We start from the raw sequence: 13116 nt of genomic DNA, 5'->3' as shown, positions 1-13116 counted from the left end.
TCGCACGCATTTGAACTAGGAGGAGATTGGTTTGGATTTTAAAGAGTACATCCGGGTGATTCCTGACTTCCCGCAACCGGGCATTAGCTTCAAGGATATTACGACGCTGCTGAATGACGGGAACATGTACCGCAAGGCGATCGACGAACTGAAGCAGCGGGTATCTCATCTGAAGATCGATTTGATTGCCGGCCCTGAAGCCCGCGGTTTCGTTGTAGGTGCGCCGCTGGCTTACGCGCTTGGCGTTGGATTCGTACCGATCCGCAAGAGCGGGAAGCTGCCTTACGAAACGATTGAGGTGGAATACGACCTGGAATACGGCAAAGACCGGTTGGCGATGCACAGCGATGCGGTAAAACCGGGGCAAAACGTGCTGATTGCCGACGACTTGCTGGCGACAGGAGGAACGATCTCGACTTCGGTGGATCTGGTTCGCCAATTAGGAGGTAACGTCGTGGGTACTGCGTTCCTGATTGAGTTAAGTGAATTGGAAGGCCGCAAGAAGCTGCCGGGAATTGAAGTCTATTCCCTCGTACAATACGAATAAGGATAGATCTCATACAAAAAGGGGCTGCTGCCATGGATCACATGGCAGCAGCCCCTAGTTTGTATAGAAGAGTGAGCTTAATGGGCCGCTTCTTCGTTATCGTTGCTCAATTTCAGCACTTGAATGAGCTTGAAGAACAGACTAAGCAGAATACCAACGATCGTTGCCAAGGCCATCCCCTTCAGCGCGACATTCCCCATGGTCAGTTGGGTGCCGCTCAGGCCGATGACCAGGACAACCGTAGTCAGCAGCATATTGGTAGGCTTGGAGAAGTCCACCTTCTGTTCGACGAAGATCCGCAAGCCCGAAGCAGCGATAACGCCAAACAGCAGCAGGGATACACCGCCCATTACCGGATCTGGAATATTCGCGACAATTGCCGAGAACTTCCCGGAGAAGGAGAGCAGAATGGCAAAGATCGCCGCACCTCCGATGACGTAGACGGAGAATACGCGGGTTAATGCCATGACACCGATGTTCTCCCCGTAAGTCGTGTTCGGCGTGGAACCTACAAAACCGGAAAGAATCGTGGAGATCCCGTTCCCCATCAGCGACCGGTGCAAGCCCGGGTCTTTGGACAAGTCCTTACCCACAATGTTGCTAGTTACCAGCAGGTGGCCGATATGCTCTACGATGACAACCAGCGCAACCGGCACGATCGAGATGATAACGGAGGTATCCCATTGCGGGGTCGTGACCGTCGGCAGGGTAAACCACTTCGCTTGTTCGATCGCTGCGGTGTTAACTACACCCATGCTTAAAGCAAGTACATAACCTACAACGATCCCGATCAGGATATGGATGATTTTTGGAAAACCGCGGAACAAGACGGCACCAAGCAGTGTGACAATTAATGTTACAAGCGACAGGGTGATGGCCGTCCCATCTGGCGTCCAGCCCTCCGATCCATCAGAGATCCATCCAGCCATGCTGGCAGCGACCGGAATCAGTTCCAAACCGATCAGGGCAACGATCGCCCCCATCGCAGCCGGCGGGAATACGACGTCAATCCACTTCGTGCCGGCGTATTTGATCAGCAGCGCGACCAGAACGAAGATTCCACCGGTGACGATAAACGCGCCGAGGGCCATCGCATAACCATTTCCCGTATGATTCTGGATAACCGCTGAAACTGGGGCGATAAAGGCAAAGCTGGAGCCCAGATAAGCTGGGATTTTCCCTTTACAGATCAGGATGTACAACAGGGTACCGATGCCGTTCATCAGCAGAATCATGCCGGGGTCAACACCAAACAGATTTGGCACCAGCACCGTGCTTCCGAACATGGCAAATAAGTGCTGCAGGCTTAACAGCACGCCCGGTCCGAACGGGACTTTCTCATTCACTTGAATTTCACGTTGCAACGCGTTCACTCCTCTATAGATACGTTCATAAGATAACTATCCCTAATAGGATAATGACATTGGCGACAATTTTCAACAGAAAAATACTTGACATTTGTCTTTCTCCCCCAAATATTCCCTTCATCGATTGGTCGGTATCCCCTCCTAAGGCAGGTTCATCCTGCTGAGGTGCTGTCCATGCAGCGAAGACAATACCTGGAGTTGACGTGAGGGAACGCAAGAGGCATAATTATAGGAAATCAAAATGAGGCGAATTATGCTCTTGTATGCGTTTTTTCAGTATATTTTCATATAGAAAGGAATCAACAGGATCTCAATGGGCATAGAGCAATTACTCGAAAAGGCGTCTGCCTATATAAAGGAACCGGATCTGAAGCGGATTCGGGAAGCGTACGAGTTTGCGGATCAAGCCCATCACGGACAGGTTCGCAAATCCGGAGAACCTTATATTCTACATCCTTTGGCCGTAGCGGATATCGTTGTGAGCATGCAAATGGATGCGCTATCGGTCATTGCGGCCCTGCTTCATGATGTGGTGGAAGACACAACAGTGTCCTTAAAGGAGATACAGGAGCATTTCGGCAGTGATTGTGCATTGCTCGTTGACGGCTTAACCAAGCTGGAGCGGATCAAATTCCAATCCAAAGAAGAGCAGCAGAACGAGAACTACCGTAAAATGTTCATTGCGATGGCACAAGATATCCGCGTCATCGTCATCAAATTGGCGGACCGGCTGCATAACATGCGGACGTTGAAATATCAGTCGGAGGAGAGTCAGCGGCGGATTGCCTATGAAACGCTGGAAATCTTCTGTCCGATCGCCAATCGTCTCGGGATCTCCGCCATCAAATGGGAAATGGAGGATATTGCCCTGCGGTACTTGAATCCGCAGCAATATTACCGGATCGCCAACTTGATGCGCAAGAAACGGGCAGAGCGCGAAGAATATATCAAGAACGTCATCGCCCGCATCGCCGAGAAGCTGGACGAAATGGGCATCCAAGCAGATTTGTCGGGGCGACCCAAGCATATTTACAGCGTGTATAAGAAAATGACGATGAAGAACAAGCAGTTTAACGAAATTTACGATCTGCTGGCCATCCGTATCATCGTGGACAATATCAAGGATTGTTATGCGACCCTGGGCATTATCCATACGTTATGGAAGCCGATGCCAGGGCGGTTTAAGGACTATATCGCGATGCCGAAGGCGAATATGTACCAGTCGTTGCATACGACGGTCGTCGGGCCGAACGGGGAACCTACAGAGGTTCAAATCCGCACCTGGGAAATGCATCGCACGGCAGAATACGGGATCGCCGCGCACTGGGCTTACAAAGAAGGTGCAGGAACAGGTGGTCTCGAGAACAAAATTACGTTCTTTAACGAAATCCTCGAGCTTCAACATGAAGCCAAGGATGCTTCTGAATTCGTAGAATCGCTGAAAATGGACTTCTTCTCGGACCTGGTGTTTGTGTTCACACCGTCCGGGGAAGTCATAGAGCTGCCGGCCGGCTCCGTGCCGTTGGACTTCGCGTACCGTATCCATACGGAAGTAGGGAATCGGACGATTGGGGCCAAGGTGAACGGACGGATCGTCCCGCTGGATCATCGGTTGAAAACCGGGGACATCGTGGAGATTTTAACGTCCAAGCACTCGTATGGACCAAGTCAGGATTGGCTCAAAATCGCGCAATCCTCCCATGCTCGCAGCAAGATCAAGCAATGGTTCAAGAAGGAAAAACGCGAAGAGAACGTGGAAAAAGGACGCGAAGCGATCGAACGCGAGCTGAAGCGGGCCGGGCTTGAGCCGTCCTTGTGGATGAGCGACGACAAGCTGTTGGAGGCGGCGAAGAAGTATGCCTTCAACGACATCGACGATATGTTGTCGGCGATTGGGTTCGGCGGGATCACGGCTTCCCAGGTCGTGACGAAGCTGACCGAAAAGCTGCGCAAAGAGCAAGAGGAAGCGGCCGGGAATATCGAATTGACCACAGAGGTCAAAGAAGTAAAAGCGCCGGAAGAACGTCGCCATCGTCCAACGAATGGCGTCGTTGTAAAGGGGATCGACAATCTGCTGGTGCGGTTTGCAAGATGCTGTAACCCGGTGCCCGGCGACGAGATCGTGGGTTACATTACCCGCGGCCGCGGCGTATCCGTGCATCGCAGCGACTGTCCGAATATCCCGAGCGGTGGTGAAGGCGAAGAGGCAGCGCGCGTGATCGACGTGGAATGGGAAGATTCGATCGAGGCGAATTACAGTGTCGATATCGAAATTACCGGTCACGATCGTCGTAACTTCTTAAATGAAGTGCTGCAGGCCGTGTCGGAAAGCAAAACGAATATTTCGGCCGTCTCCGGGCGGTCAGATAAGAACAAGATGGCTTTGGTGCACATGACGATTCTGATTCGGAATACCGATCATCTGCAATCCGTTGTGGAGAAGATCAAACGGGTGAAGGATGTATATACGGTCCACCGGATTATGCAGTAGCGATAGGAAAGGATTCAAACCAAGATGAGAGTGGTTATGCAACGTTGCCGAGAGGCGCGCGTGGTCGTAGCGGGAGAGACGGTCGGGGCGATTGGCCCTGGGCTCATGCTGTTGGTTGGCGTGACGCATGAGGATACCGAGCAGGATGCCGCCTATTTGGCGGAGAAGATCTCCGGCTTACGGATATTTGAAGATGAAGCAGGCAAGATGAACCTGGCGGTTACGGAGATCGGCGGGGCGATTTTGTCGGTCTCCCAGTTTACGTTGTATGGGGATTGCCGCAAAGGCAAACGGCCTAACTTCATGGCAGCAGCCCGGCCGGAAACGGCGGAACCGTTGTATGAGCGGTTTAACGAGCTGCTTCGGGCGAAAGGGTTGACGGTCGAAACCGGCGTGTTTGGTGCCGATATGGACGTACAATTGACGAATTGGGGTCCGGTGACCTTAATTGTGGACAGCCCTAGTAGCGAGGGGTAACTGCAAGGATTTGAGAGCGGGGCAAGACGTAGTAATTTTGCGTCTTGCCCCTTTTTTGCGTTAACGGAACGGGACGATATGGACAAATTTCCTCCATTTTCACGCAAGATTTCGGGTTCTATAGGATAAGCGGACCGATTTTGGTACAACCTTGTGATAAAGAGCTTGACGACCAAAGGAGGTGCTCACATGCACCAATCCGCGAAATCGAGAGACTGGCAATCCTCTCCGCTCATGACGGCGGGACACCGCAGCGAAGCCCGGATGACGGCCCGGCTGGCCGAACCGGAGCGATTTGAACCGATGATGCAGGAGACCCGGCCCTCTGCCGAATGGCTCCCTCGACCCGGAAGTTGATGCTGAGAATGAAGGAGGAATCGGTTATGGCCAGACATATTCAGGCCTATTTTAATACAGAAGATCAAGTAGAAGGTGCACGTATCACCCTGCGGGCTTACAACACGAATGCGGTTGAAGCAGGAAATGTGTCGAATGAATGGGGCGAAGACGATGAGTTTCAAGTTACGTTATTGCCTCTAAATAACGGGGTGATCAGCGCATCAGGTGCAAACAACCCGGGAGTTGTCCCTGTACCCGGTATGGTACGCGGCGTGCAGAGCGTGCTGCCCGTGGTAGCTTTGGGAGAAGACGGTACCGGCGATACGTTAGATGGTGAACGCAGCCAAGCGATGGGAGACGGAGAGCAACTGATCACATCGAAACCTCCCATCACAACGGGTGACGAGCCGCAGGGTTGGAAATATGTTCTTAGTGCAAAAGTGAAGGACAGCGATTATGAGACGGTCGTGCGAAAATTACGCGAGCATGGGGGCTATGTTGTAACGGAATAGCCGGGGATAAGGGTTCTTGTAATATAACTGTAATATTAGATACATGTTCCCTTAACATTGCTTGTTTATAATAACGGCATGACCCCCTTTTTAATATAATACCTTTTGGACCTGCACCCCGTTGGTGACAGGTTTTTTTCTTTGTGTAGACATTTTTCGCGTCTCGGGCTTGACTTTAGTGCGGTGGTTTCATACAATCTAAAAATAACAGTTGATGTCACGTCTATGGCGTGAATGAAAACGAATAGGTATTCGATGACGGGACAAAGTAGTTTAACCCCACACCCACAGAGAGGAATCCCCGACTTCGTTGCAGCAGACGGATCAATCGTATTCGTTAGGCGTGTGGTGAAGCAGGCTGGAAGGATTCTGATGATGATTAGACGAAAGACTTCCCCGAGAACCGGCGGCGAAATCAAAGGTGGCTAATGGCTTCCCTTCGAGAGTAGACGTGCGGCGTAGGCGGGCGATAACCGCTTGAAGCGAATTGAGATGCTGGGAGGCTGAATAAGAGCAGCTTTGAAGCGTCGACATTCGGAATGTGGGTGGCACCACGGGTGATTGCGTAACGATCTCTCGTCCCTGTTTGAATCAAACAGGAACGGGAGATTTTTTATATTGGCTTACGAGTCTGAGATGGAGGATGAACAATATGGCTTTTCAGAAACCGACGGGCACGCAGGATATTTTGCCAGGAACCGTCGAGAAATGGCAGTTTATTGAGGAGAAGGCCAGAGACTTGTGCCGGCGTTTTAATTACCGGGAAATTCGGACCCCGATCTTTGAACAAACCTCGCTGTTTGAACGGGGCGTTGGGGAGACGACGGATATCGTCGAGAAGGAAATGTATACGTTCCTGGATAAAGGGGATCGCAGCATGACGCTGCGTCCAGAAGGGACGGCTGGGGTTGTTCGTTCCTATGTGGAGAACAAGATGTACGGCGAACCGGACGTCAGCAAGCTGTATTACATCGGGCCGATGTTCCGCTATGAGCGCCCGCAAGCAGGACGTCAACGCCAGTTCCATCAGTTTGGGGTGGAGGCGTTTGGAGCAATCGATCCGGCGATCGATGCCGAAGTTGTGGCACTAGGATATCAGTTTTGCCGGGAGCTGGGTCTTCAAGGGGTGAAGGTGGAGATTAACTCCGTTGGCAATCCGTCCAGCCGCGCGGCTTACCGCGAGAAGCTGCTGGCGTTCCTGCTGCCGATGAAGGACAGCTTGTGCAAAGACTGCCAAGCTCGGATTGAACGTAATCCGCTGCGTGTGTTGGACTGTAAGACGGACCAGGACAAATTTGATGGGGCTCCGTCAATTCTGGATAGTTTGGATGAGGAATGCACTACGCATTTTGCGAAGGTTCAGGAGCTGCTGAGCGCGATGGAGATTGATTATGAAATCAATCCTCGCCTTGTTCGCGGCTTGGACTACTATACGCACACCGCTTTTGAGTATAAAGCCCAAGGCATCGGCGCCATCGACACGATTGGCGGCGGCGGCCGGTATAACGGGCTGGTGGCGGAAGTGGGCGGTCCTGACCAACCGGGCATCGGCTTCGGGATGGGGCTTGAACGGATTGCGCTGATTTTGGAAAAGCAAGAGATCGAGCTCGGCGCCGTCAAGCCGCTGGACGTGTATCTGATCGCCCTTGGCGAAGCAGCGGAGAAGGAGATTACGACTCAGCTGTTTAAGCTGCGGCAAGCAGGATTCTCTGCGGAACGCGATTATCTGGGCCGGAAGATGAAGGCGCAGATGAAGTCCGCCGACCGGATGCAGGCACGCTACACGGCCATTCTCGGTGACGATGAACTGCAGCGCGGGGAAATTGCGCTAAAGTCGATGGACAGCGGTGAGCAGCGCACGGTGAAGTTAAGCGAATTGGTAAATGAGTTGCAATAACCTAAACAAATAAAAAACATAACGCGAAGAAAAGGGGAGTTACGATGAAACGAACGCATCATTGCGGTACGCTGAGCACCGCGAACATCGGAGAAACCGTTACATTAAACGGCTGGGTACAGACCCGCCGTGACTTGGGGGGCGTGCTGTTCATCGATCTGCGCGACCGCAGCGGTATTGTGCAAATCGTGTTTAACCCGGCTTATTCCGGTGAAGCGCTGAAAATTGCCGACCGCGTGCGCAGCGAATACGTGCTGGCCGTTACCGGGAAAGTGGTAGCCCGTGATCCTGAAACGGTCAATCCGAATTTGCCAACCGGCGATATCGAAGTACAAATTACTGAAATCGATGTGTTGAACGCAGCGAAGACGCCGCCGTTCTTCATTGAAGACGGCATCGAAGTGGATGAATCGCTGCGCTTGAAATATCGTTATCTCGACCTACGCCGTCCGGAAATGCAGCAAACGTTGTGGTTGCGCTCTAAAGCGGCGAAGGTATTCCGCGATTTCCTTGACGGTGAAGGTTTTATCGAGGTAGAAACCCCGATCTTGACCAAGAGCTCGCCGGAAGGGGCACGCGATTATCTTGTGCCAAGCCGCGTGCATCCAGGTGAATTTTTCGCACTGCCGCAATCGCCTCAGCTGTACAAGCAGCTGCTCATGGTCAGCGGTATCGAGCGTTACTATCAAATCGCCCGCTGCTTCCGCGATGAGGATTTGCGCGCTGACCGTCAACCGGAGTTTACCCAGGTCGACATCGAGACTTCGTTCCTCTCGCGCGACGAGCTGCTCGAGATGATGGAGAAGCTGATCGTACGCCTGTTCAAAGAAACGAAAGGCATTGACATTCCAACGCCATTCCAACGCATTAGCTATGCTGACGCGATGGATAAGTACGGTTCGGACAAACCGGACCTCCGTTTCGGTTTAGAACTGGTGAACGTCAGCGATCTTGTGGCCAATAGCGGCGTTAAAGTATTTTCTTCTGTCATTGAAAAGGGCGGGGAAGTCAAAGTACTGAACGCTAAAGGCTGCGGGACTTGGAGTCGTAAGGACATCGACGATCTTGGACCGTATGCAGCCCGTTACGGAGCCAAAGGTCTGGCCTGGATTCAAGTGAAGGAAGGCGAGTTCCGCGGTCCGATTGTGAAGTTCTTTACGGAACAAGAGATCGAAGCGATCAAGGAACGCACCGGTGCCGAAGAAGGCGACCTGCTCCTGTTCTCCGCCGATAACAAAAAGGTTGTTGCCGACGTCCTCGGCGCATTGCGTCTGAAAATCGGCCGCGATCTTGGTCTGATCGACGACAGCGTGTATAAATTTGCATGGGTTGTAGACTTCCCGCTGCTTGGCTGGGATGAAGAGCAAAAACGCTATGTCGCTGAGCACCATCCATTCACTCGTCCGCGCGACGAGGATCTGCCGCTGTTTGACACCGATCCGGGTAAAATCCTCGCGCAAGCATATGATCTCGTGCTGAACGGTTATGAAGTTGGCGGCGGTTCGATGCGGATCTACAAACGCGACGTACAAGAGAAGATGTTCAAGGCGATCGGCTTGTCGCCGGAAGAAGCTCAAGATAAATTCGGCTACCTGATGGATGCGTTCGAATACGGTACGCCTCCTCACGGCGGGATCGCCTTCGGCTTCGACCGTCTGGTTATGCTGCTGGCTGGCCGTTCCAACCTGCGTGAAACCATCGCTTTCCCGAAAACCGCGAGCGCAACGGACTTACTAATGAACTCGCCATCCGAAGTCGACGGATCGCAGCTGGATCAGCTGCACATCAAGCTGGCTCCCAAACTGGCAGAAGTAAAGAAATAATCGGTTAAGATGTCAACCTAACGGAGGTACACTGACCATGCTTCATCAATTTTCGCGGACAGAACTTGCCATCGGGGCAGAGGGTCTGGATATTCTCAAGAACAGCACGGTTGCCGTGCTTGGTGTCGGCGGCGTAGGCGCGATGGCCGTCGAAGGGCTGGCCAGAACCGGAATCGGCCGGATTATTATGATCGACAAGGATGTCGTCGATATCACCAACATTAACCGGCAAATTCATGCGCTGACGACGACGATCGGCCAGAAGAAGGCCGATCTCATGCGCGACCGGATCAAGCTGATTAACCCGGAGTGCGATGCGATCGCGCTGAATATGTTCTACACGGAAGAGACTTACGAAGAACTGTTCAAGTACGATATTGATTATGTACTTGATGCTTCGGATACCATTACGTACAAAATTCACCTGATCAAGCAATGCTTGCAGCGGGGCATCCCGATCTTGTCAAGCATGGGGGCGGCCAACAAAATGGACCCGACGAAATTCCAGGTCACGGATATTTCGAAAACCCATATGGACCCCATGGCTCGCGTCATTCGCACGAAGCTGCGGGAAGACGGGATCAAGAAGGGCGTTAAGGTCGTTTTCTCGACTGAACCGCCTGTCCGCCCGCGCAAGGACGTTACGGAGAAAATTGCGCCTGCTGGCGCTAAAATCCGTAAGGCCAAGCAGCCGCCGGCCAGCAACTCGTTTGTGCCGCCGGTGGTCGGCCTAATTATGGTCAGCGCAGCAGTGCGTGAACTGCTAGAGCGCGGCGGCGTTAGTGTGTAAATCCGGAGCTAAGACGCTGGATGAGACTTGATAAACAAGTCTCCCAGCGTCTTATTTTTTTGAGAAAGTTCGCCTTTTCTCCTGAGGTAGTGGTATAATAGAACTCCTTTTGAGTCTGGAGTACACAATAACCTTAGGAGGTAACTGAAATGAATGATTTTCAAAGTGCCTATCAAGAAGAGAAGGCGCGGCTGGACCGCACCTTGGAAGAGATCGATCGGCAGCTGCATCGGTTGCGTTCGATTCCGGTGTACACCGGACATGATTTTACCGAACAGCTTCTCGAGGAGAATCGGGAAACCCAGCGGAAACAGCTGGAGCAATCGATTCGAGAGCCATATTTTGGACGACTTGATTTTGAGGAGCGCAGAGGAAGAAGAAAGCCGCTATACATCGGCAAGGTCGGTGTAGGCGACCCGGATGGCAAAGATCCGATTGTCATCGATTGGCGCGCGCCGGTCGCTAGTTTGTTCTACTCATTTACCGGCGGGGACGATGCTTCGTATGAAGCGCCTGAGGGCTTGATTGAAGGCTTGGTGTACTTGAAGCGCAACATTGTGATCCGCAAGGGGATTCTCGACCGGGTGGTGGACACGTATAACCGCGACATCGACGGTCCGGCCGTATCAGATGAGTTCCTGGTGTACCGGCTTGGAGAGAACAAGGACAACCGCCTGCGGGACATCGTCTCGACAATTCAGGCCGAACAGGACCGAATCATCCGGGCGGCGAAAAATACGGCGCTGATTATTCAAGGCGTAGCCGGCAGCGGGAAAACGACCGTGGCGCTGCATCGGCTGGCTTTTTTGCTGTATCAATATAAGGAACAGATTAAGGCGGAACGTTTAGTTATTTTTGCGCCTAACCTTATGTTTATCGATTATATATCCGAAGTGCTGCCTGAGCTTGGGGTGGGGGATATCCAACAAAGCACGTTCAGCGATTGGGCAGCGAAAGTGCTGGGATTGGACGAGGTCCCAAGCGATGGCTCGGAGGCGTTGTCCCGCTGGTTTGACGGCGGAGAGGCAGAGGCGGAAACGTGGCAGGATACAGAGCTGCCAGGACGCTTCAAGGGGGCGATGACGTTTAAAGAGATCATCGATGCGTCGGCAAGCACTCTTGAGTCAGCCTGCGTGCCTGAGGGCGATTTCGAACCGTGGGAAGGTGCACGGCTGCCGCGTAAGAAGATCTTGGCCTGGTTCGAAGGCGAATATCGCCACTACCCGGTGGCCCGACGCAAGGAGCGGGTACTGGCGCGGATCCATCGTTGGATCGAGATGGAGCTGAAGAAGGCGCCATCGGCTGCGGCCCTAAAGGAACGAAAGAAAAAAGCCCAGCTGCGGGAAAAAAGCTATGCAAAAAAATGGCCGGAGCTGACGCCGCTTAACCTCTACCGGGAGATGTTTGGCATACGAAAAAGCGGCAGCACGGAAGGCATGGCCGATGTCTCAGACCGGATACCGCCGGGTATCTGGAAGGAGACGCAGGCGCGCTTAAAGAAAAACATCATCAAGGAAGAGGACTTGGCCGCCCTATTGTATTTATATACTTTAATTCACGAAATTGACGGCAATCTGACCTTCGACCATGTGGTGATTGACGAGGCGCAGGATTTTACGCCGTTTCAGGTGTATGTGCTGGACCGTTTTGTGAAGGGGCATTCCTTTACGATTCTCGGAGATTTGTCCCAAGGGATCCACTACTACAAAGGTGTGCGCAGTTGGGAAGAGATGCAAGTGCTGTTCCGACCGGAGGAAACCGCTTATTTCGCGTTAACGCGTAGTTACCGGTCCACGTTGGAAATTATCCAATTCGCCAACGATATCCTAGAACGCGGCGTAGGTACGGAATTGCTGGCGGTTCCGGTATTCCGCAGCGGGGAGCCGGTGCGGCTGGTCGAAGCGGAGGGCGAGCGGCGGCTGCCATTGATTCGCAAGGCATTGGACAAGGTGCTGGGCGGATCGTTCCGCACGGCGGCAGTGTTAACCCGGACGATGCGGGAAGCAGAGGAGCTGCATGCCGCATTAAGCCAAGGTGAGTTGGAAGTTAACCTGATCACCGGGGAACTGACGCAATACAACGGGGGCATCTCAGTGCTGCCGGTGTACCTGTCGAAGGGCCTGGAGTTTGATGCGGTGATCGTGACGGACGTGGACAAGGCGCATTACAGTTCCAAAGATGCTAAACTGCTGTACGTCGGCTGTACCCGCGCCTTGCACGAACTGTGGCTGCTGCACGGCAAAGAACTGCCGGACTACGTCCCAGGCGATCGTTCAACAGACTATGCCGTCAGGACGAACCTAGAGGCATAAGAGGTACATGTCGAGATATAGTCAATGAGTATTGGGGAGGGGCACACCCTTCCTTTTTTTGTCCCCTTTTGCATCATTATCCCTCTCGCTCAGATGAATGGTGGTTGGATGGGAGAGAGTAAGTGGATTTAGATTGGGTGCAAGTGGATTTAAATTAGGTGCGGGGGTGGGGGAGCCTCCATTTGGAGGTCTTTTTCGGCATTATCCCATTTGCTCAGGTGGCGGGTGGTGTGGGAGAGTGGTCAAGCGGGTTAGAAGTGGGGGATGGGATTAGTGTGTCATGGACTGTCGTTTGCATCATTATGCTGCTAGACTAAAAAGTAGACATGGAGAACCGAGAATCGGGTAAAATGAATCTATCCAAATTCGAGGTGCTACCATGACGAAAAAATACGATAAAGAATTTAAACTGCAAACGATTCAGATGATCCAGGAAGAAGGGAAAGCGGTGGCGCAGGTCGCCCGCGAACTGGGGATCAGCGACAACACCCTGTATCGTTGGATGGCGGAATACAAGAAAGACGGCGCACAGGCCTTTCCAGGCAGTGGGCAACTGAAAGC

The 13116-nt window shown here is 52.7% G+C and carries 11 protein-coding genes; 10 read left to right on the top strand and 1 reads right to left on the bottom strand.

The features are described 5' to 3' along the window. The first annotated feature begins 31 nt into the window (after window positions 1-31). Entirely contained in the window at window positions 32-547 is a 516-nt protein-coding gene (locus M891_RS0117375) for an adenine phosphoribosyltransferase (RefSeq protein ID WP_028539720.1), read from the top strand. A gap of 77 nt (window positions 548-624) precedes the next feature. Here M891_RS0117375 and uraA read toward each other — a convergent pair whose 3' ends face one another. Further along, on the bottom strand, window positions 625-1911 hold the full coding sequence (uraA, locus tag M891_RS0117370; protein WP_028539719.1) for a uracil permease: 1287 nt from the start codon (window positions 1909-1911) through the stop codon (window positions 625-627). A 316-nt stretch (window positions 1912-2227) separates the two neighbouring features. On the opposite strand from uraA, the gene M891_RS0117360 reads away from it, so the two are divergent. The 9 genes from M891_RS0117360 to M891_RS0117315 form a co-directional block, all read left to right on the top strand. Further along, a complete protein-coding gene (locus M891_RS0117360; RefSeq protein WP_016311164.1) occupies window positions 2228-4405 on the top strand; it encodes a RelA/SpoT family protein in 2178 nt (725 codons plus the stop codon). Between the two features lie 24 nt (window positions 4406-4429). Continuing rightward, window positions 4430-4882, top strand: coding sequence for a D-aminoacyl-tRNA deacylase (gene dtd, locus M891_RS0117355; RefSeq protein ID WP_028539718.1), 453 nt, complete (start codon window positions 4430-4432; stop codon window positions 4880-4882). Between the two features lie 189 nt (window positions 4883-5071). Continuing rightward, window positions 5072-5239, top strand: a complete 168-nt coding sequence (locus tag M891_RS25585) for a hypothetical protein (RefSeq protein WP_009224403.1) — start codon at window positions 5072-5074, stop codon at window positions 5237-5239. Window positions 5240-5265: 26 nt separating this feature from the next. Beyond that, window positions 5266-5733 (top strand): hypothetical protein, encoded by a 468-nt coding sequence (locus M891_RS0117345; protein WP_028539717.1) that lies wholly within the window; start codon window positions 5266-5268, stop codon window positions 5731-5733. Window positions 5734-6385: 652 nt separating this feature from the next. Beyond that, window positions 6386-7630, top strand: coding sequence for a histidine--tRNA ligase (hisS, locus tag M891_RS0117340; RefSeq protein WP_028539716.1), 1245 nt, complete (start codon window positions 6386-6388; stop codon window positions 7628-7630). Window positions 7631-7674: 44 nt separating this feature from the next. Next, on the top strand, window positions 7675-9453 hold the full coding sequence (gene aspS / locus M891_RS0117335; protein ID WP_016311169.1) for an aspartate--tRNA ligase: 1779 nt from the start codon (window positions 7675-7677) through the stop codon (window positions 9451-9453). A gap of 37 nt (window positions 9454-9490) precedes the next feature. After that, a complete protein-coding gene (locus M891_RS0117330) occupies window positions 9491-10243 on the top strand; it encodes a tRNA threonylcarbamoyladenosine dehydratase (protein WP_016311170.1) in 753 nt (250 codons plus the stop codon). A 149-nt stretch (window positions 10244-10392) separates the two neighbouring features. Continuing rightward, a complete protein-coding gene (locus M891_RS0117325) occupies window positions 10393-12555 on the top strand; it encodes a HelD family protein (RefSeq protein ID WP_028539715.1) in 2163 nt (720 codons plus the stop codon). Between the two features lie 379 nt (window positions 12556-12934). Then, the coding region (locus M891_RS0117315; protein WP_028539714.1) for a transposase at window positions 12935-13116 on the top strand (182 nt) is incomplete at its 3' end.

The sequence above is a fragment of the Paenibacillus sp. J14 genome (genome assembly GCF_000518465.1).
Classification (GTDB): Bacteria; Bacillota; Bacilli; order Paenibacillales; family Paenibacillaceae; genus Fontibacillus; species Fontibacillus barengoltzii.
This window is presented reverse-complemented; position numbering and strand designations above follow the sequence as displayed.

What these genes read in the sequence shown, in the direction of transcription:
- M891_RS0117360 (WP_016311164.1), top strand. Translation starts at nt 2,228, where the DNA reads ATGGGCATAGAGCAATTACTCGAAAAGGCGTCTGCCTATATAAAGGAA.
- dtd (WP_028539718.1), top strand. Translation starts at nt 4,430, where the DNA reads ATGAGAGTGGTTATGCAACGTTGCCGAGAGGCGCGCGTGGTCGTAGCG.
- M891_RS25585 (WP_009224403.1), top strand. Translation starts at nt 5,072, where the DNA reads ATGCACCAATCCGCGAAATCGAGAGACTGGCAATCCTCTCCGCTCATG.
- M891_RS0117345 (WP_028539717.1), top strand. Translation starts at nt 5,266, where the DNA reads ATGGCCAGACATATTCAGGCCTATTTTAATACAGAAGATCAAGTAGAA.
- hisS (WP_028539716.1), top strand. Translation starts at nt 6,386, where the DNA reads ATGGCTTTTCAGAAACCGACGGGCACGCAGGATATTTTGCCAGGAACC.
- aspS (WP_016311169.1), top strand. Translation starts at nt 7,675, where the DNA reads ATGAAACGAACGCATCATTGCGGTACGCTGAGCACCGCGAACATCGGA.
- M891_RS0117330 (WP_016311170.1), top strand. Translation starts at nt 9,491, where the DNA reads ATGCTTCATCAATTTTCGCGGACAGAACTTGCCATCGGGGCAGAGGGT.
- M891_RS0117325 (WP_028539715.1), top strand. Translation starts at nt 10,393, where the DNA reads ATGAATGATTTTCAAAGTGCCTATCAAGAAGAGAAGGCGCGGCTGGAC.